This window comes from Marinoscillum sp. 108, assembly GCF_902506655.1.
Classification (GTDB): Bacteria; Bacteroidota; Bacteroidia; order Cytophagales; family Cyclobacteriaceae; genus Marinoscillum; species Marinoscillum luteum.
This window is the reverse complement of the sequence record NZ_LR734808.1, coordinates 3,284,502-3,302,868: the sequence shown is the minus strand read 5'-3', so window position 1 is coordinate 3,302,868 and position 18,367 is coordinate 3,284,502. Positions and strand designations below refer to the sequence as shown.

Here is an 18,367-nt window from a genome sequence, read left to right as displayed (position 1 = left end):
GTTTAATGATCTTCGCGCTCAGATTTTTAACCATTTTTTCAGAGCATGATTGAATTAACCGAGGACAACTTACAAAATATTCTGGCAGAGAACGAACGCGTGATGGTGCAGTATGGGGCCACCTGGTGTGGAAACTGCCGAATGATCAAACCAAAATTCAAAAGACTGGCAGGAGAACATGAGCAGGTACTCTTCGTCTATGTGGATGCGGAGAAACTACCAGCCTCAAGAAGTCTGGCAGAAGTGAAGAACCTTCCGACATTTGCCGGCTTCAAAAATGGCACATTGGTGTCACAGGCAGCAGGAAACAAAGAAGAAACCATAACAACTATTTTAAATGAGATTGCCAATAATTAAGCACATCATCGATTTTGTAGATGAAAACGATGAGGACTGGGTAGTGGAGACCATCGAACTGTTGGAGCATATGTCTGAAGCCAAGGGCATAAAAGATGAGGAGCTGGATGTGATCGGGGAATTGCTCTCCAATATGTATGGTGCTTTGGAGGTTCATAAAGAAATCAAAAATGGAACTCCTCAGAAAGAGGCACTGAACGGCTTTATGAAAAGAGTGATGGGTGCTATTAACTAAGGCCAGTACTGCAAAAACATTGGGCGCTGCTGGCGCTCAATGTTTTTGCAATTTTTCAGCTCTACTTCAACTCATAGGGATCCACAATGGCCCAAATGAGCCAGGCCAATCCCTGAAGAATGACAAAAATGTTGTGGGCCTTCTTGTTATGAATGTCCAGTGTTAGAAAAATGATATAAGCCAATGCCATCAGGTACTGTGGAATTTGCGAGGTAATGGCCCATCCTGACACGATGATGTTTTGCAAAAAGCTAACCACTATGATGGAGAGTATGATTCCAAAAAACCACTTCCACTGGTCGTAGTAATACTCTTCCAGATTGGTCTCATGGCCCCTAAGTCCTGTGGGAAAGAGCATTCTGGCCAGCAGAAAAAGCAGAATGGGATAGATGAGCAGAAATAACACCAGCGGTAAGGTCCACACTTTCACATCGCTGGCATACTGATAACTGTACCACCACTCCTGAATATGCAGCAGAAAGACGTTGAACACCATGACCGAATGGGCCAGGCCGGTTTTCGTATTCCTGAGATTGGAAACAATATCTGCAATACCTGTGAGTAACTGAGCGATCCCCAGCCCCAGAATCAGGGAGAAAAGCACGACAACATATTCGAAAGGTTCCATAGGCAGTTAATTGATGGGGACAATTCTATTCAACCTGGAGCAATTTATCAGCACAATCCGAGCGGTAATGCACATTGGTAGTCACCGCGACAGTTTTACACGGTCAATTCCAAAGATCCATTCGTGCGAGTATATTGACAGCCCCCTACGCGATGAATCGCGACCATGCCGCACTACCCCTCGTGAATGCTCCGCATTTCGAACCAAGCGTTTAACGGGGGTTCTCATCCCTCAAACTCCAGAGCACAAAAAAACCCAATCCGTAATCAAACGAATTGGGTTTTGGATGTGGGCGCTGAGGGATTACTCGTACCCTACGCGATGAAATCGCGACCATGCCGCACTACCCCTCGTGAATGCTCCGCATTTCGAACCAAGCGTTTAACGGGGGTTCTCATCCCTCAAACTCCAGAGCACAAAAAAACCCAATCCGTAATCAAACGAATTGGGTTTTGGATGTGGGCGCTGAGGGATTCGAACCCCCGACCCCCTCGGTGTAAACGAGGTGCTCTGAACCAGCTGAGCTAAGCGCCCTTTCGGGCTCGCTTTTGATATGACCCTCAAAAACGGATTGCAAATCTAGTACAGTTTGGAAGTATTGCAAACACTTTCATTTTTTTATTCAAAAAAAATTAACTGACCGCCACCGTCAGGTAGTCATTGAAAGGCTTCATCGCCTTAAAATAGCTCACTGCGTCCTCTATGAGCCGATCTGACGTCACTTCCGCATCACTCAATTCGTGCAACACCACGTAGCTTTTCAACTTCAAAAACTCAATATTGGGGTGGTCTTTGGGGTAACCCTTGGGTGCGGTCTTCAACTTTTCTCCACGGATCTCTCCATAGACTTTCCTGAAATTCGGCTCACTCACTATTTTTTTAAGCTCCTCAGGATTATAATCCACCTCCTGCCTGATCTTTTTTAACACCTCAGCCTGAGGCATGTAGATTCCTCCTCCAATGAAATTCTCACCTGGCTGTACATGCAGGTAATATGAAGGATTTGCAGAATGCTTGCCCCCTTCTGAAATAGCTGCGCCAAAATTGGTCTTGTAGGGTCGCTTGTCATTGCTAAAGCGAATGTCGCGGTTGATCCGAAAGATGGTGTCTTTGGCCTGAATGCCCGCCAACCCCGGATCGAATGCCTGCATCTGCTGAATCAACTCCCCGACGAAAGCAATGAACTCCTGACGACACTCCTGATACCAACTGCGGTTAGCATCCATCCATTCTTTGGAATTGTTGGCGGCCAGTGCATGGAGAAACTGAAGACTGTTAGATAGGTTCATGGAGTGTTTAAACTGAAAGGATCAAAAAGGGGTTACAAAAATGGCTAGTAAACATCCATTTTGAAGCCATAGGTCTCATGACTGTCAAACCACACGCGTACCGTCTGCAAGCCCGCTTCATAGTCGTCCAGCTCCACCTCCCCATCCTCGTCAGTAGGGATCGGGAAATCCTCAATGGCATAAGCGAGGTATTCCATTACCCGGTATCCACAAAGTATCTTCTGGCTGCTGTCCGGATCCGCACTGAGGCACAGAGGCTCATCCTGCTGGATGATCTGCTCAAGAAACACAAAAATGGCCGGATCGCGGGTGTAGACCAACCCAGGCACCACGTCGTAAACGAGGTTATCCGAGACATTGGCCGCACGTAGTTTTTCCAATATAAAATCCACCGACTCCTGATCGCCCATTCTGGCCAGCGCCAGCCTCACTGACCACTTGTTGGTGCTACTGAGCCGCTCCTGCAGGAGTCCTCGAAGGGTCGCTGTGGCCGGATCATACACCAGGTAGCCGACCAGCATGGCCACCTGATCCAGGTGTGGGGTGGCAGGCAACAGAAAAGCCTTCAGTTGCTCCTTCACAGTGACATCAAAATCACCTGGAGTGAATCCCGTAAGTCCACCGCTGCATGCACCGCTGATCCCGCCATCAGTGTCCCCGATCCCCCGTGTCAGCTGACCGACTACTAATGCGCGCACTTCAGACTCCTGGCTTTTAGTGCCAATGCGCCTGGCAATGCTATAGGCGCGAGACCTTACCCTTACGATGCTATCTTGCTCATAAGTAGCCAAAACACTCAAAAGGGGCATCGCCTCCGTGGCCTGCAGGACAGATTTGGGTACCGGATCATAACTTCCGGCACGCACGGCTTCCAGGTATTCCTTCAGGTCACTGGCTGGCTGTGCGGCTACGGCACCCACCACCACCAGCATAAGTATCATCAGGGCAATTTTCATGTGATTCATCTCAGTATGGGAAACAGGAGGTTAAATATATGCCGTGGAAACCGGGAGGTAAAGTACAGCAGACAATATTTTGCGGTAAGCTGTATGAGAATCTTGCCCTGACGCTTAAAGTTTTAAAAAAACATGCCTATGGTTTTCCGATTTCATGCGCATGAAAAGAAATTTCGTGCCTATGAAATTCCTAACTCATGCCTATGAAAATAATTTCCATGCGCATCCAATTTGACTTTCCAGCTCATGTTCGGTGAGGCTGAATTTTCTCATGTTGCTTGTTGGTCAAAAGACCAACAAAAATGATGAAGTTGCCCTTCGGATTATGAAATTTATACTTCCGACTCATGATGGAAAGATAATCGCTTTAGAGCATAGCACTTAATGGAAGAGCCGACTATAGAAACAATTCTCTGGATGATGTGATGTCTTGCTATTAGCACACGCGTGCGCTAGCGGGGGGATACTGATTTTAGAGATTCACCAATTGAAGCCATTTACAACATCGAGGTAAAGCACAACTCCAAAGGCAATGCTAAATTAGCATCTGCTACACCCGTCAACTAACAAAGCCCGACCAAAACGATCAGGCTTTCCAAATGTTATTTCCCATATTCTGGTACTCTTCGCTTGATTTCTTCCATCACTTCCAAAAGCTTTTGCTTTCCAGCTCCTAGTTTCTCTGAATCGCTTGTAATATCTTCTCTTGATAAAATCAGGTACTTTCCTTCATCGACATGTTCATACTCTATCCCTCCTAAATCATCTGGAATTCCCCACTCACTGTCATCTGAAAAATAAGTAATCCAACCTAGAGGAACTTTAAAAGCTCGTGTCTTTCGAGTAAAGTCTCGCTCCCTTATTTTAAGAATCGAGTAAATAACATTAAAAACGGCAACCTCTGCGTCTAAGAAAAACTTCGCCTTGTCATAACTATCAAAGCAATATTTGTTAATTGCAATTGCACCAATACTAGACTTTATTTTAGTGCCAAAAGAAAAGTTTAAGATTATTAGCGTTTCCTTGCCAGTTTTAGCTTCAAGTGAAAATAAAACACTAGCATCTCTTGAATAATCTATGCCTGGGTTCTCAACCTTATCTTGCTTCCTAATATCTTCAATATTCTGATTTAGAATTTCGTCAGCCAGTATTTTTTGAGCATCAGATTTTTGAATATCTATTGAATCATACAAGGATGGCCGTTCGGACACTAAATAAAGCTTGTTGAAATCGCTGTTTTCAATTGCGAGCCTTTTATAAAATGAAAGAACTAACTCAGCAATTCTAGCAATGGACAATTTTTCTTTAAAAAGTTCTGTGTACGGAAAGTACTCGCTATGTTCCATCTACTATAATATTGTTTCTTGAACTCCGTTTCCACCAAAAAAACCATTAATGCAATGATTCCATCACATGGTCTAGTCCCATGCTTCGGGAGGCTTTGATCAAGACGGTATGATCTGCAAGGGATCTTGTTTCCAGAAAAGCCTTCGCCATGGCTACTGTCTCGAATCGGAATGAGCCTTCCACCAGCATGTTGGCGGCCATCATGTATCGCCCGATGAGGATCACCTGATCAAAACCAACTTCCTTCAGCCATCTGCCCACATCCAGGTGGCGGTCTACCGCGTCCTGCACTTCTTTCATATCACCAAGAATCACCGCCTTTTTGCCGGGCATCGCTGCCAGATTGTCTATGGCCGCTTTCATGGACGTAGGGTTGGCATTGTAGCTGTCATTGATGATGGTGATGGAGCCTTTTTTGATGACTTGTGAACGCTGATTGGAAGGTGTATAATCGGAAATGGCCTTCAAAATCTTCTCGTCGGACACGTCAAATGCCCTGCCCACAGCCACGGCTGCAGCAATGTTGCCATAGTTGTACCGGCCGATCAGGTTGGTTTGTGCCTCTAAGTCTCCAAGCTTTATTTTGATGTAAGGGTTTGCTTCGATCAACGCAAGATCACTAGCCGGAAACAGTACCGGATCAGAGAATCGCTTGGCCATATTTTCCAAACGGAAATCATCCAGGTTGATAAAGGCTGTACCCCCTGTGGTTCTCAGGTGATCAAATAATTCGCTCTTGCCACGGAGCACGCCTTCTATTCCGCCAAACAGCTCCGTATGCGCCTCACCGATGTTGGTGATGAGCCCGTGGGTAGGGTTGGCCATCCGGCACAGATCGGCAATCTCGCCCACGTGGTTAGCACCCATCTCTATCACGGCCACCTCCACCTGCGGGTGAATGTGCAGCAACGTGAGGGGCACTCCCAGGTGATTGTTGTAATTGCCTACGGTTGCATGGGTGATGTATTTCTCCTGAAGTACCCGGTTGATCAATTCCTTGGTGGTGGTTTTACCATTAGATCCAGTGATGGCCAGCAGCCGGCGTTTGTACCGGCTCCTATGGAAAACGGCCAGATCCTGCAAGGCTTTTTGACTGTCCTCAGCCAGGATGATCCGGGGATCGGTGGCAAAGGCGGGATCATCCACCACAGCATAGGCTGCTCCGAGCTCCAGGGCCTTCTCTGCAAACTTATTGGCGTTGAAGTTGGGTCCGCTCAGCGCGAAAAACAGGTTATCCTTTTGGATGGTGCGGGTATCGATAGAAACCCCATCGCTTTGTAGAAACTTCGAGTAGAGATATTCAATAAAATTTTCCATCATTACAAATATATTCGGATCTCCTGCATGAACGACCAAAACCGTACGATCATCTTCATTCACTTCCTCACCGACCCGGCTGGTTTTGATTTTGAAAACCCGCTGGAACAAAAAGTGCGTGCGGAGAAAAAAGAGGGTGATGTACTGTATTCACTGGATAACTTCTCGGATAGTCTCACCCTTCACTATGCCAAAAAACTCATCAGCGACAGTGAGCAAATAACGGTCATCTGCCAAGTGCAAGGGGAAGACGTACCCACTGGGGGTGCCTTTTCGTTACTGAATCAGCTCATTAAAAAGAAAGACTCAAAGCTCTTTTGCAACAGGGATTATGCTCCACTGAAACCCATGATGACCCGGCTCAAGGGGAGGGTGTTCGCTACTGGGGAGGAATTGATGAAGATGTTATTCGAATGAAAACCGATCAGCATCCCGCTGAAAAGGAAACCGGTCTCTAAAAGATTGTAAATCTGCGGCAGACAAAGTAGCAGTGAGGTTTTCTTCCTTTTCGGAAAAGGCCATTACCTCTCCTTTGAAATTATAAACTGCCGAATGTCCGACATACTGCGCACCTACACCATCGGTACCGAGTCGATTGACCCCCATGCAATAAGCGATGTTCTCTATGGCACGTGCTGCCAGCAAAGTATCCCATGCATGAATGCGTGGTTCGGGCCAGTTGGCCACATAGACGAGCACATCATATTCATATAGGGAATTTTCAGTCGCTCTTGACCGGGCCCATACCGGAAATCGCAGATCGTAGCAAATGAGTGGCATGAGCTTCCAGCCATTCACCTCCACGATCAATCGTTCGGTGCCAGCCGTGTATCCCGCATTTTCACCCGCCAGTCCAAATAGGTGTTTCTTATCGTAATACTGGCTCGATCCATCCGGGTAGACCACATACAGCCGATTGTAAAACGACTCCCCTTCCCTAAGGATGTAGCTACCCATAATCACCGCTTTGGTTTGGGCGGCTTGCTGCTTCATCCAACGAAAGGTCTTGGTGTGTGCTACTTCGGCCAGCTCCGCGGCCTTCATAGAAAACCCGGTGGTAAACATCTCCGGGAGTACGATGAGGTCTGGCTTGGACTCCAGCTTCCAGATTTTTTCCTCAAACATCCCCAGGTTTGCTTCGGTATTCTCCCAGTGGATATCGGACTGGATCAGGGCTATTTTCAGCTCATCGGTCATCGTTTGGCAGGCACCTTCACACGGTAGTCTGCATCCACCTTCCCTTTACTGATATTGGCCAGTTTGCCCTTCAGTAGCCTCTTTTTGAAAGAAGAAATGTGATCGGTAAACAATACCCCCTCGATGTGATCGTACTCATGCTGGATGACCCGCGCATGGATGTCATCATACTCCTCCTCATGCTCGTTCCACTCTTCATCGAAGTACCTGATCTTCACCACCGACTTACGGGATACATCCTCCCGGATACCGGGTATGCTCAGACAGCCTTCTTCAAAAGCCCATTCTTCACCATGTTCATCGATGATCTGAGGATTGATAAACGCTTTTCTCACACCCTCTTCGCCTTCATCCATCATAGGGTAATCGTCTACTACAAAGAGACGAATAGACTTGCCAATCTGCGGAGCAGCCAGACCCACCCCTGATGCGGAGTACATGGTCTCAAACATGTCAGCTATCAGTTCTTTCACGCTGGCTCCCTTTGGGATGTCTGCTGCTTTTTTCTTTAATACCGGATCTCCGAAGAGTACGATCGGATATATCATAAACGTGCTTCTAAATAAGATTGTAAAATGATCGTTGCGCTTATTCGATCAATGTTTTCCTTTTTTTGACGGTCACTTTTTTTTGTCCCTCCTGCAATCATGGCATCCAGTGCCATTTTGGAAGTGAACCGCTCGTCATGCAAAAATAGTTTCTTATCGGGAAATAGTTTCTTAAATCTGTTCACCGCAGCTTCCACGAGGGGTGTGGCGTTGGTTGGCTGGCCGTCGGTATTTTTAGGCATCCCCATCACCACCTCAGACACTTCCTCCTTTTCAAAATAGGCTTTCAGGAAATCCATGAGGTCATGGGAACGGACAGTTTCCAGTGGAGTGGCGATGATTCCCAATGGATCAGTGACGGCTATTCCAGTACGCTTGGCACCATAGTCTAAGGCCAGAATCCGAGGCATTAATTAAGTGGGGTAAGATTATTGACTTTTTCGCGCACTACAGCCTCCAAAGCCACTGCACGGGGGAAGAGTATTTTATTCTCGATTTCGGCATGATACCACATCTCCCGATCAAAGGCCTTGATCTCCTGAGCAATGACCCGCCAGTGCAGATCACTCATATCAGCCTCTTCCACCAGGTTGCGGATACCCGCCAGTTCATCTTCTTCGCAATGGTCAGTGTGGATCTGCTTCAGCGAGAGTTTGCGATGCCTCCAAAGCGCCATCTGAGGGTTTGAAACTTCTCCTTTTTGAATCTTCAGAAGCAAATTGATATAAGAGAAAAGGGTGTCCTCCTCCTCATATATGTGATTGATAAACTCTTCTACAAACTCAGGAAAGATCAGCTTGAGGTCATTCAACGTCTCATATTGATGAACCAGATTGGCGATATAAGGCAATTTCTCCTTAATAAAGAGGTGGTGGGCATATTTGAGGTATTCAATCACTATTTCCAAAGGATATTTACCCAGCTCCTGAAAGGAAAACCGATGTGACCGATCAAATAAATAGAAAGCTTTGAGCACCTGACCTTTCTGCAAACCCATCTGACTGCATACCTCTCTGAGCGTACGGTCAGGGTGGCGATAGAAGTCTATCCCCAGGTAACTTAGTGCCCGGGCGTAGATGTAATTTTCATCTACTAGTGATCGTATGGTCAAATCAAATACTCTCATCCACCCTCAAAGATACCAATATGATTGAAAACGATGGGTTGATTTTGGTCAGAAACGTTTTTGATCATCCGCACGTTTAATTTTGACCTCATAAGGCTGTAATTTTAAACGCACAATAAATTCTGAATCCATTGGAGACTCCAAAAAATAGTAAAAGCGCCATCAGACTTCCTTTATATATCGCCCTGGGAATTGCCCTGGGAATTTTCATCGGAGCCAATATGGCGGAAGGCAATGACCCTTCTGACAGCTTGTATGAAAGCATTTACAAGTTTAGGCAGGTGATCACCCACATTCAGAATGACTATGTGGATGAAGTAAATACTGAGGAGCTGGCCGAAACAGCCATTACTGAGATGCTGGAGAAGCTAGATCCACACTCAGTCTATATTCCTGCTAAGGAGCTGGAAATCTCCCAGTCTCAGCTGGAAGGAAACTTTGAAGGCATCGGCATTGAGTTCAATATTTTCAAAGACACCATACATGTGGTGAGTCCACTCAGCGGTGGTCCTTCTGAGCGCCTGGGCATTATGCCAGGTGACAAAATCATTAAGGTAGACGACAAAACTGTGGCTGGCACAGGCATTAACAACCGGGGAGTAATAGACCTGCTCCGTGGAGAGCGCGGTTCTAAAGTGAAGGTGGAAATCCTGCGAAAAGGAAATAGTGACTTGCTGGAGTACATGATTGTGAGGGATGTGATTCCTCAGTACTCAGTGGATGTGTCTTATATGGTAGATGATGAAATTGGCTACATCAAAGTGAGTCGTTTTGCAGCTACTACCTTCATGGAATTCAAAGAAGCCATGAATAAACTCAGTCAGGCTGGCATGCAGCGATTGATTCTGGACCTGACAGGCAACCCGGGTGGCTATATGGATCCGGCTATTAAGATTTCGGATGAGTTGCTGGCGGGTACTCAGATGATCGTCTACACCAAAGGCAAAGATCCACGCCACGATGCAGAATACTTTTCTAAAACAAAAGGCGATTTTGAATCTGGCTCGGTCATCGTGCTCATCGATGAAGGCTCTGCTTCGGCTTCCGAGATTGTGTCAGGCGCCCTTCAGGATCATGACCGGGCACTCATAGTAGGCAGAAGATCTTTTGGAAAAGGGCTGGTGCAGATGCCCATCCAACTGAAAGATGGTTCAGCCCTTCGCCTGACCATCTCCAGATACTACACGCCAAGTGGTCGCTCCATTCAGAAACCTTATGATGGTTCACTCGAAGACTACCATCTGGAGTTTTATGAGCGTTTTCAGAATGGTGAAATCTACTCTCAGGACAGCATCAAATTTGCGGACTCGCTGACTTACCAAACCGACAAGGGTCGCACGGTTTACGGAGGTGGTGGTATCATGCCCGATTATTTTGTGCCGCTGGACACCTCTGCCAACAGCAGCTATATGACCAGACTGTTCAACACCAACAGCATCGCAGAGTTTAGCCTGATCTATGCTGATGAAAACCGATCAAGACTGGAAAAGATGTCTCTGGCAGACTTTAAGTCTTCTTTTCGGATGACAGATAAAATCTGGGCTGACCTGCAAAACACAGGCACCCAAAATGGCGTGAAGTTCAACTCAAAAGAATTCGAAAAGTCCAAACAACTACTGGAAATTTATACCAAAGCTTTCATTGCCAGAAACATCTGGAAAAACGATGGCTTCTACCCCATCTTCAATGAGCAGAATGAGGTATTCCAGAAAGCACTAACCCTAATAGATGAAGCCAACAAGTTGGCAGAAAACCAATAACCCCCAAACAACATGACCTTTTATCATCGACTCGGAGAGATACCCCCAAAGAGACATACCCAGTTTAGACAGCCGGACGGAAGTCTTTACGCGGAAGAACTGGTCTCCTCCAGAGGATTTTCCGGTATCTATTCCAATCTTTATCACATTACGCCCCCTACCAGGATCAAAGCTGTGAAACAGTCGATCCCGTACGACACCAAAATCGTCAAAGAACACGGCCTGAAGCAAACACACCTGAAAACCAGTGGTGTGCGAGAAACGGGGGAGGACTACCTGGGAGCCCGCGAAGTGGTGCTTATGAATAGCGATGTGAAAATGGCATTGTGCAACCCCAGGAGCCGAAGCATGGACTACTATTATAAAAATGCAGAGGCCGACGAAGTAGTCTTTATCCATGATGGAAATGGATACCTCCTCTCACAGTTTGGCAAGCTACGTGTGAAACAAGGAGATTACGTGGTGATCCCGCGAACGACTATTTACAAATTTGAATGGGACGAAGGTCCGTTGAGGTTGCTCGTTATTGAGTCCGCCTCTCCGGTGGAAACGGTCAAGCGATACCGAAACGAGCTGGGTCAGTTAATGGAACACTCACCCTATTGTGAGCGTGATATTAGGCCGCCCAGCGAATTGATTACCGAAAAGGAAAGGGGAAGTTTTCTGATGAAAATCAAGAAAGACGGCATGCTCCATCAATACGAATATGATCAGTCCCCTTTCGATTTGGTAGGCTGGGATGGCTATCTGTTTCCTTATGCCCTTTCGATTCATGATTTTGAACCTATTACCGGGCGCATCCATCAACCACCACCAGCCCATCAGACCTTTCAGAGCCAGGGTTATGTCATTTGCTCCTTTGTTCCCCGATTGTTCGATTATCATCCGCTGGCCATACCGGCTCCTTATAATCACTCCAACATCGATAGTGATGAGGTACTGTACTATGTAGATGGGGATTTTATGAGCCGAAAAGGAATAGACAGAGGCTCCTTCACACTGCACCCCGGAGGTTTACCTCACGGTCCACACCCCGGTACTGTGGAGAAAAGTATTGGTGCCAAGGAGACCAAAGAGCTCGCCGTAATGCTGGACACCTTCAGGCCACTCTATGTGACCGAGGAGGGAATGAAGTATGTGGATGAAAAATATCCCATGAGCTGGACGGAGTAAGCTTTTAGAAAAAGAGAAAACCAAATGAACAGTGATGACGTTATTCATCACTGTTCATTGTTTTTTATGCCCAAAACAAAACGTGTGTTGTTAAAATTCTCAGCCTTTCTTTTGGGCGCCATCCTTCTCTTTTTCCTATCTATTATGGCTTTCATTCATTTTGCGCCTCAGTTTGGCGCTAAACCCTCCGGCGAACATCTGGAGAAAATTGCTCGGTCTCCTAACTACGACAGCAAGCAGTTTATCAACCTGATAGAAACCAAAATGGATAACAGCCTGAGCAATATGTGGGGGATGATCAAAGAGTATGCATCGGCCAAAAACACTGCTCCCTCAGCCACCATCGAAACTCAATTTGGCAAGGAAAATAAATCAACATCGGACACCACCGTGAGGGTCACCTGGTTTGGTCACTCAGCTATATTATTGGAGATCGGGGGCAAGCGCATCTTTCTGGACCCCATGCTGGGGCCAGCAGCCTCACCAGTCCCTTTCTTTGCCAAACGGTTCAAAAACAAACCCGCATTTGACCTGAAAACGCTCGGGAAGCTGGACGCAGTGATTTTTTCTCACGATCACTATGACCACCTGGACTATCCTACTATAAAGGCCATTCAGGATCAGGTGGGACATTTCTACACCCCCCTTGGATTAGGCTCCCATTTGCAGGCGTGGGGCGTTCCCAAAAATAAAATCACTGAACTGGATTGGTGGCAAAGCGCCCAACTGGGTAACCTCACCTTTGTGGCGACTCCTGCCCGTCACTTTTCCGGTCGGGGCACCGTAGATGCCAACAAAACATTGTGGGCCTCCTGGGTCATTCAGGGTTCGGGAAACAATATTTACTTCAGTGGTGACAGTGGCTATGGGCCTCATTTTAAGGAAATAGGAGAAAAATACGGTCCGTTTGACTTTGCCATGATGGAGTGCGGGCAGTATAACGAACGCTGGAAAGCCATCCACATGATGCCTGAGCAAACGATTCAGGCGAGTCTGGATCTAGGGGGCAAGGCTGTTATGCCCATCCACTGGGGAGCCTTCACGCTGGCACCTCATGAATGGTATGAGCCCGCCGAGCGTGTGTTGAAAGCCGCACAAGAAGCTGGGGTCAACCTGATCACTCCACGAATTGGTGACAGCTTCATCCTGGGAGAGACCCTGCCACAAACCACGTGGTGGCACGAAGTGCAGTAGTTATTCTATTTCGAGCGCTCTCAGATAAGCCTGGTCATAATAGCGAATGAGATTGGACCAGTCAAAAAGGGAAGAGGAACTCTCGGTTCTGTTTCGGAGATCAATCCTATCTCTTCTGCTCAGCCGCACATAGTTGTACATTTTATTGGCCAGGTTACCTGCTGCTTCGTCAAATGACTTTTTATTTCTTTTGACCAGGTAAATCCCGCGGCGATCATGGTCTGGCACGTTGTCCTGCACGTAATCACCAAATCCCGCCAGGTCACTGGTGACTGTAGGGACTCCGGAAGCAATACACTCCAGCGGCGTGTAGCCCCAGGGCTCATAGTAGCTGGGGAATACACCAAGGTGACAGCCCCGCACAAACTGACCATACTCCATGGAAAACAGTGGGTTGGTGTAATTGATGAAATCCGGATGATAAACCACTTTCACCCTGTCATACTCATTGTTGATCAGGTTGGAAGTGCGCAAGAAATTAAGAATCTCGTCATTGGCATCATCATGGAGATTGTGCGTAATGATGGGAGGTAAGGAAGTTGATTTCCAGGTCTGGAGCGTCCTTCTAAACCTCAATCTCCAGTAATCGTCCACGAACTCATTGAGTTCAGGAAGTTTGGTGTCTTTTCTACTCACTGCATCGAAAAGCAAACGCTCTCCTACCTGCTTCTTGATGGAATCTATCACATGTCTGAACTCTTCCAGCAACGCCCTGCTCTCAAGGATATCCGGATTGATGCTATAATAGGGCCTTTTGGTGATGAAAAACATCACCACAGTGACATCAGACTTCTCTGTTTGCAGCCGGTGGTTGAGACGCGCCAGGGCCTCCAGTGTAAGGTCGTACCCCTTATTGAGGAATTCGTAGCGTCCAGATGTAAAAAAGTAAAGCGTCTTATCCAGGTCAAAAGTGTAGTTGGAAAAGAAGTGAGTCATCGTGAACGAGTGAATCTTATTCTTGTTTTCCAGGTGCAGATTCTGAAATTCATGCAGCGCTTCGAAGCGCTGATTGTTAATGCCATTCGGCAAAATCACATCGGGATTTCTTCCGAGCAGCTGACGGCATTCTGCAGCAGTGACTTCACTCACCGTACTGAAAACATGTGATCCATGGGCGGCAGCGCGCTCTATCATCACATTCGCTTCAATATTAAAATGCCGGGCCTCCTTTTGCCAATCCATGAAGGAGAGGTGATCATAAAACTGCGGATCATTCATGGCCAGGTACCTGCCCAAAAGTGTGGCATGGGTGGTAAAGATGGTCTTCACGTTCACGCGATCTTTTCTCAGACCAGGGATGCCCGAAGCGGCCATCCATTCATGAAAGTGAGCGATAATTTGTTTATTGCTATCCTTGGTTTCCTCGGCCAGTTCTGTAAGAAAAAGCTTCACCAACTCACCAAAGGCCAGGACGTCATTCAGCAAATGATCATCGCTCGGTGTGGAAATCCCATGGTTTTCCCACAGCAAATATTTGATCTCTCCGAGCTTATGCATGACGCTCCCCAGATCGAAAAGGACCGCCTTGGGTCGGCCAGAAACCAACCACACACCATAGTGCACACCATAGCCCTTTTCACGCATCCGACGCACTGCCCTTCCAATGGGGTCATTATTGAGTGGCTCTTCAGGTTCGAATTCAGCAGTTACATTGGCAGACATGTAAGGGCCCAGCAGGCAGTAATTATTTCCCCACTTGGGGATCACAGTGGGCACTTTGGAGCGGATAACCGTATAAATACCCCCTACCTGATTGAGCACTTCCCACGCTATCTCCAGTAGTAAGGTGTTGGAGGTATGGGTTTTTGTAAGTCGCTTTGCTTTCACCGTTGTTTTGCCCTGCTTAACCATATGTTTGAACGTTTCACTTTACTCTAAAGAAAAACAATTCTTGTGGCTTTTCTCATAACAGGGTCAGTATTTGGTGGTAAAATGTAACGATCCACAGAAAGGAGAGTATTTTTTGAAAAGATGCAACCTTATTGGTCAAAACGTCATCAATACATTGAATGAAGTGGACTAAGCTCATAACGCTATTAATGATCATCTCGCTCCTCACCTACCTGATGGAAATGGAAAGAAGGCTGCGAGACATCATATCGCCTCAGGTTGAGACTATTTCTCTACAGTTGGAGGCCCCCGTGACTCACCTGCTGGCAGCCCAATAAATCCCACAATACCAGCCGTAAGGCTCCATTTCAGCTTAAAAAGTCAAATCAGAACAATTTGTTTTCTCTTTTATTGAATGCTTTATATTAGTTTTCCGCAAATTTGATAGTCCGCCAACATATAAAATGTTTGAGGTTTTAATAATTTTCGGTTAGACATAGCAGTTTAACTTTAGACATTCATCATATAAAGCATTATGAAAACTAACGATTCCTATTTGTCCTTTCTTGATATCTGGCATGTAGCCATGTGGTACCTCTTTCTGGTAGCTATTGGCCTCACCCTTATTTTTGTCATCAGGTATTGGATCAAATATTCCTTTGCTGGCACACTCAAAGAAAAATTTGATGTGGCCAGTCAGTATGAGATCAAAAGTTACCTCCGAGCCAATTATGTGTTAGCCGCCGGTATTTTTTTCTTTCTTAACACGGTATATGATGAAACGGTCGTTCTCAGCCCTGTTTGGTTTTTCATCAGGATTTTTGTCTCCTTTTGCATAGGCACGCTCCATATCTACATCGCATACCTTATTTTCAAATACTACTACCCTGGCCCTCTGGAGAAAAAACTCAAAAAACTGAGATATACACCTCGTATCAATCCGGGCACGGGTAATGAAATGAAGCTTCTGAGCGAGGATGAAGAAGATACGTATCTGGATGAGGGAATGCAGGCTGAAGAAGATGCTTTCTCCGTGGACTACGATGTATGGATAGATCCGGAAACTCAGGAAACCAAGATTGAAAAATATCAGGGTCACCTTAGCGCATTCGAATGCGACCGATGTGGTTTCCAAACCTTGAAACTGGTCAAAGAAGACATCCTGAAACCTGCCACTGATCACGAAGATGGTGAAATACAGAAGGAGTACGAATGCTCTTACTGTGGACGGGTAAAAAGGAAAACGCAGAAACTCTCCAAGAATATTGACAAGGACTCTTTGGTAGCTAAGTCAACGACTCATGCCATCCCTAATATAGAGGCCATCAAAGTGGAGATCCATGACACAGACGGTCACACCAAAATGTTCGAGTTTCAAAACACACAGCAGGCGAAGAAATTCCTGGAAGAATTTGATTTTTCGAAATTGCACGACTAAGGTCTTAGTCTGCCAAAAAAGGCGACCCGATGCTATCGGGTCGCCTTTTTTTATGCCTTCCTCTTACTGGAATTGGCCACATACACTCCTACCAAAATAGCAACTATGCCGAGTATATGACTCAATAGAAGCACCTCGCCATCCAGCACTCCCCACATCACTGCCACGATGGGAATGATATAAGTCACCGAAGAGGTAAAAACAGGATCGGTGAGATTCACCAGCTTATTGAAAATAATCAATGCAATGGCCGTGCCTACCACTCCAAGTGTGAGGATATAGCCAGTAGCCTCCAGTACACCCTCCACCTCCATCACCCTAGTGGGGAAATCTGAAAAGAACACAAGCTGCACAGCAGCGATCGGCCCCACAAAAGCCAGCGATATGCTGGTGATGGTCATAGACCTAAGCTCCTGCAGGTGATGCTTGATGATGTTGAGATTGAGTGCATACATGATCGTGGCCAGCACCACAAAAAATGCATAGAAATTGAAATTGGATAGCTCACCTCCCGAGCCGGCCATGACCAGTGTAGCAGCACCCAAAAACCCTACAAATACTCCCACAAATACCCGTGGAGACTGCTGCTGTTTATAGACAAATAAGCCCACCAGCATGGTGAATATGGGTGTCATGGCATTGAGCACTCCGGTGATCGAACTTTCTAGTCGGGTCTGAGCTATGGCAAATAAAAATGCAGGAATAAAACTCCCGAGAAAGCCAATGGACACCAGATACTTGACCTGATGTCTCTTGACCTTTTTCAGGTTTCGAATCACAAAGGGCAGTAAAAAAATAGATGCAGAGAGGATTCTCAGAGAGCCCACTTCAAAAGGAGTGAGTCCCAAAAGGCCCTTCTTGATCAGGATAAAGGAGCTTCCCCATATCAAGGATAGGGCAAGCAAAAGGCTCCAGGCCTTTACGGTTGGTTTTTGGGTCATATTGGGGTTGGGCTTTGGGGGGTCAGGCGATTATCGCCTCCTGAAATACTTCCGGAATTTCATCCAGAATGCTTTTCAACTCTTCAAATGAAGCAGACTCTACCAGACGTGTACGGTAGGGTTTGAAGTCCGGTATGCCTTTGAAATAGTTGGTGTAATGTCGCCGCATCTCGAAAATCCCTTTCAACTCACCTTTCCACTCTACAGAAAATTCCAGGTGTTTTTTGGCAACAGCTACCCGCTCGGTCAAAGTAGGTTTATCCAGGTGCTCTCCAGTAGCCATGAAGTGCTTGATCTCATTGAAAATCCATGGGTAACCAATGGCCGCTCTCCCGATCATGATTCCATCTATGCCATACTTCTCCTTATACTCCAGGGCCTTCTCGGGACTGTCAATGTCGCCGTTCCCAAAAATGGGAATGTGTATATCGGGATGGTTTTTTACCTCCGCTATTTTGGTCCAGTCTGCTTCGCCCTTATACATCTGCTTTCGCGTACGACCATGAATGGTCAGCGCCTGAATGCCCACATCCTGCAGACGCTTGGCCACCTCCACTATACGGATGGTGCTATCGTCCCAGCCCAGTCGGGTCTTCACCGTCACAGGTTTATTCACCGCTTTCACGATTTCGGCGGTCATTTCCTGCATCTTGGGGATATCCAGCAAAATACCCGCACCCGCTCCTTTACAGGCTACCTTTTTCACAGGACAGCCGTAGTTGATATCAATAATTTCTGGATTGGCCTCCTCGGCAATGGCAGCCGCCTGGCGCATGGAGTCAATTTTATCTCCAAAAATCTGAATGCCTATCGGCCGCTCGTAATCATAAATATCCAATTTCTCCACACTCTTGGCAGCATCTCTGATGAGCCCCTCCGAGGAGATGAATTCCGTATACATCAAATCCGCTCCGTTTTCCTTGCACACGGCACGGAATGGCGGATCGCTCACATCCTCCATAGGTGCAAGCAACAGTGGGAATTCCCCGATTTCTAAGTTTCCTATTTTGACCACAGTCTTATGTCCAATT

20 protein-coding genes and 1 tRNA gene are annotated in these 18,367 nt (G+C 46.6%); 8 read left to right on the top strand and 13 right to left on the bottom strand.

Features of this window, described 5'->3' with window-relative positions:
• Positions 1–45: 45 nt before the first annotated feature.
• Entirely contained in the window at positions 46–357 is a 312-nt protein-coding gene (locus GV030_RS13455) for a co-chaperone YbbN (protein ID WP_159582865.1), read from the top strand.
• Positions 338–592: a hypothetical protein gene (locus GV030_RS13450; protein ID WP_159582863.1), complete on the top strand. Its 255-nt coding sequence runs from the start codon at positions 338–340 to the stop codon at positions 590–592. The genes GV030_RS13455 and GV030_RS13450 overlap by 20 nt, the downstream gene beginning before the upstream one ends.
• 61 nt (positions 593–653) lie before the next feature.
• Here the strand turns inward: GV030_RS13450 and GV030_RS13445 are convergent, their stop codons facing one another.
• The 6 genes from GV030_RS13445 to murF form a co-directional block, all read right to left on the bottom strand.
• Positions 654–1,220: a hypothetical protein gene (locus GV030_RS13445; RefSeq protein ID WP_159582861.1), complete on the bottom strand. Its 567-nt coding sequence runs from the start codon at positions 1,218–1,220 to the stop codon at positions 654–656.
• Between the two features lie 459 nt (positions 1,221–1,679).
• Positions 1,680–1,754 (bottom strand) — tRNA-Val (locus tag GV030_RS13440).
• A 98-nt stretch (positions 1,755–1,852) separates the two neighbouring features.
• A complete protein-coding gene (locus GV030_RS13435; protein ID WP_159582859.1) occupies positions 1,853–2,509 on the bottom strand; it encodes a DUF2461 domain-containing protein in 657 nt (218 codons plus the stop codon).
• Between the two features lie 44 nt (positions 2,510–2,553).
• Positions 2,554–3,465 (bottom strand): hypothetical protein, encoded by a 912-nt coding sequence (locus GV030_RS13430; protein ID WP_159582857.1) that lies wholly within the window; start codon positions 3,463–3,465, stop codon positions 2,554–2,556.
• 602 nt (positions 3,466–4,067) lie between these two features.
• On the bottom strand, positions 4,068–4,811 hold the full coding sequence (locus GV030_RS13425; protein ID WP_159582855.1) for a hypothetical protein: 744 nt from the start codon (positions 4,809–4,811) through the stop codon (positions 4,068–4,070).
• 46 nt (positions 4,812–4,857) lie between these two features.
• On the bottom strand, positions 4,858–6,132 hold the full coding sequence (gene murF / locus GV030_RS13420) for a UDP-N-acetylmuramoyl-tripeptide--D-alanyl-D-alanine ligase (protein WP_255465398.1): 1,275 nt from the start codon (positions 6,130–6,132) through the stop codon (positions 4,858–4,860).
• 24 nt (positions 6,133–6,156) lie between these two features.
• On the opposite strand from murF, the gene GV030_RS13415 reads away from it, so the two are divergent.
• A complete protein-coding gene (locus GV030_RS13415; RefSeq protein ID WP_159582853.1) occupies positions 6,157–6,546 on the top strand; it encodes a hypothetical protein in 390 nt (129 codons plus the stop codon).
• On the opposite strand, the gene GV030_RS13410 is transcribed toward GV030_RS13415, so the two are convergent.
• Genes GV030_RS13410 through GV030_RS13395 form a run of 4 tightly spaced genes read right to left on the bottom strand, consistent with a single transcriptional unit; the run spans position 6,535 to position 9,000 of the window.
• On the bottom strand, positions 6,535–7,326 hold the full coding sequence (locus GV030_RS13410; protein WP_159582851.1) for an amidohydrolase: 792 nt from the start codon (positions 7,324–7,326) through the stop codon (positions 6,535–6,537). The two genes, GV030_RS13415 and GV030_RS13410, sit on opposite strands and share 12 nt — an antisense overlap.
• Complete coding sequence (def, locus tag GV030_RS13405; RefSeq protein WP_159582849.1) at positions 7,323–7,874, bottom strand: peptide deformylase; 552 nt, start codon at positions 7,872–7,874, stop codon at positions 7,323–7,325. The genes GV030_RS13410 and def overlap by 4 nt, the downstream gene beginning before the upstream one ends.
• Positions 7,871–8,284 carry a Holliday junction resolvase RuvX gene (gene ruvX, locus GV030_RS13400; protein WP_159582847.1) on the bottom strand — a complete coding sequence of 138 codons (414 nt, stop codon included), beginning with the start codon at positions 8,282–8,284 and terminating at the stop codon, positions 7,871–7,873. The genes def and ruvX overlap by 4 nt, the downstream gene beginning before the upstream one ends.
• Positions 8,284–9,000: an iron-sulfur cluster repair di-iron protein gene (locus tag GV030_RS13395; RefSeq protein ID WP_159582845.1), complete on the bottom strand. Its 717-nt coding sequence runs from the start codon at positions 8,998–9,000 to the stop codon at positions 8,284–8,286. The genes ruvX and GV030_RS13395 overlap by 1 nt, the downstream gene beginning before the upstream one ends.
• A 131-nt stretch (positions 9,001–9,131) precedes the next feature.
• Here GV030_RS13395 and GV030_RS13390 point away from each other — a divergent pair, with 131 nt between their 5' ends.
• The 3 genes from GV030_RS13390 to GV030_RS13380 all read left to right on the top strand — a co-directional run bounded on the left by GV030_RS13390 (position 9,132) and on the right by GV030_RS13380 (position 13,127).
• Complete coding sequence (locus tag GV030_RS13390) at positions 9,132–10,760, top strand: S41 family peptidase (RefSeq protein WP_159582843.1); 1,629 nt, start codon at positions 9,132–9,134, stop codon at positions 10,758–10,760.
• Positions 10,761–10,772: 12 nt separating this feature from the next.
• Entirely contained in the window at positions 10,773–11,933 is a 1,161-nt protein-coding gene (locus GV030_RS13385; protein WP_159582841.1) for a homogentisate 1,2-dioxygenase, read from the top strand.
• An 84-nt stretch (positions 11,934–12,017) separates the two neighbouring features.
• Positions 12,018–13,127, top strand: coding sequence for an MBL fold metallo-hydrolase (locus GV030_RS13380; RefSeq protein WP_255465396.1), 1,110 nt, complete (start codon positions 12,018–12,020; stop codon positions 13,125–13,127).
• Here GV030_RS13380 and GV030_RS13375 read toward each other — a convergent pair whose 3' ends face one another.
• On the bottom strand, positions 13,128–14,978 hold the full coding sequence (locus GV030_RS13375) for a glycosyltransferase (RefSeq protein ID WP_159582837.1): 1,851 nt from the start codon (positions 14,976–14,978) through the stop codon (positions 13,128–13,130).
• 158 nt (positions 14,979–15,136) lie between these two features.
• Between GV030_RS13375 and GV030_RS13370 the strand changes: the two genes are divergently transcribed.
• Together GV030_RS13370 and GV030_RS13365 are read left to right on the top strand one after the other, a co-directional pair.
• The gene (locus tag GV030_RS13370; protein WP_159582835.1) at positions 15,137–15,295 is read left to right on the top strand and encodes a hypothetical protein; all 159 of its coding nucleotides are present in this window, start codon (positions 15,137–15,139) and stop codon (positions 15,293–15,295) included.
• 197 nt (positions 15,296–15,492) lie between these two features.
• The gene (locus GV030_RS13365; protein ID WP_159582833.1) at positions 15,493–16,395 is read left to right on the top strand and encodes a hypothetical protein; all 903 of its coding nucleotides are present in this window, start codon (positions 15,493–15,495) and stop codon (positions 16,393–16,395) included.
• Between the two features lie 50 nt (positions 16,396–16,445).
• Here GV030_RS13365 and GV030_RS13360 read toward each other — a convergent pair whose 3' ends face one another.
• Together GV030_RS13360 and dusB are read right to left on the bottom strand one after the other, a co-directional pair.
• Positions 16,446–17,336, bottom strand: a complete 891-nt coding sequence (locus tag GV030_RS13360) for a DMT family transporter (RefSeq protein ID WP_159582831.1) — start codon at positions 17,334–17,336, stop codon at positions 16,446–16,448.
• A 22-nt stretch (positions 17,337–17,358) separates the two neighbouring features.
• Positions 17,359–18,351: a tRNA dihydrouridine synthase DusB gene (gene dusB / locus GV030_RS13355; RefSeq protein ID WP_159582829.1), complete on the bottom strand. Its 993-nt coding sequence runs from the start codon at positions 18,349–18,351 to the stop codon at positions 17,359–17,361.
• Positions 18,352–18,367 lie beyond the last annotated feature (16 nt).

Coding starts and splice junctions, on each gene's coding strand:
- GV030_RS13455 (WP_159582865.1), top strand. CDS start 46: ATGATTGAATTAACCGAGGACAACTTACAAAATATTCTGGCAGAGAAC.
- GV030_RS13450 (WP_159582863.1), top strand. CDS start 338: ATGAGATTGCCAATAATTAAGCACATCATCGATTTTGTAGATGAAAAC.
- GV030_RS13445 (WP_159582861.1), bottom strand. CDS start 1,220: ATGGAACCTTTCGAATATGTTGTCGTGCTTTTCTCCCTGATTCTGGGG.
- GV030_RS13435 (WP_159582859.1), bottom strand. CDS start 2,509: ATGAACCTATCTAACAGTCTTCAGTTTCTCCATGCACTGGCCGCCAAC.
- GV030_RS13430 (WP_159582857.1), bottom strand. CDS start 3,465: ATGAAAATTGCCCTGATGATACTTATGCTGGTGGTGGTGGGTGCCGTA.
- GV030_RS13425 (WP_159582855.1), bottom strand. CDS start 4,811: ATGGAACATAGCGAGTACTTTCCGTACACAGAACTTTTTAAAGAAAAA.
- murF (WP_255465398.1), bottom strand. CDS start 6,132: ATGATGGAAAATTTTATTGAATATCTCTACTCGAAGTTTCTACAAAGC.
- GV030_RS13415 (WP_159582853.1), top strand. CDS start 6,157: ATGAACGACCAAAACCGTACGATCATCTTCATTCACTTCCTCACCGAC.
- GV030_RS13410 (WP_159582851.1), bottom strand. CDS start 7,326: ATGACCGATGAGCTGAAAATAGCCCTGATCCAGTCCGATATCCACTGG.
- def (WP_159582849.1), bottom strand. CDS start 7,874: ATGATATATCCGATCGTACTCTTCGGAGATCCGGTATTAAAGAAAAAA.
- ruvX (WP_159582847.1), bottom strand. CDS start 8,284: ATGCCTCGGATTCTGGCCTTAGACTATGGTGCCAAGCGTACTGGAATA.
- GV030_RS13395 (WP_159582845.1), bottom strand. CDS start 9,000: ATGAGAGTATTTGATTTGACCATACGATCACTAGTAGATGAAAATTAC.
- GV030_RS13385 (WP_159582841.1), top strand. CDS start 10,773: ATGACCTTTTATCATCGACTCGGAGAGATACCCCCAAAGAGACATACC.
- GV030_RS13375 (WP_159582837.1), bottom strand. CDS start 14,978: ATGGTTAAGCAGGGCAAAACAACGGTGAAAGCAAAGCGACTTACAAAA.
- GV030_RS13370 (WP_159582835.1), top strand. CDS start 15,137: ATGAAGTGGACTAAGCTCATAACGCTATTAATGATCATCTCGCTCCTC.
- GV030_RS13365 (WP_159582833.1), top strand. CDS start 15,493: ATGAAAACTAACGATTCCTATTTGTCCTTTCTTGATATCTGGCATGTA.
- GV030_RS13360 (WP_159582831.1), bottom strand. CDS start 17,336: ATGACCCAAAAACCAACCGTAAAGGCCTGGAGCCTTTTGCTTGCCCTA.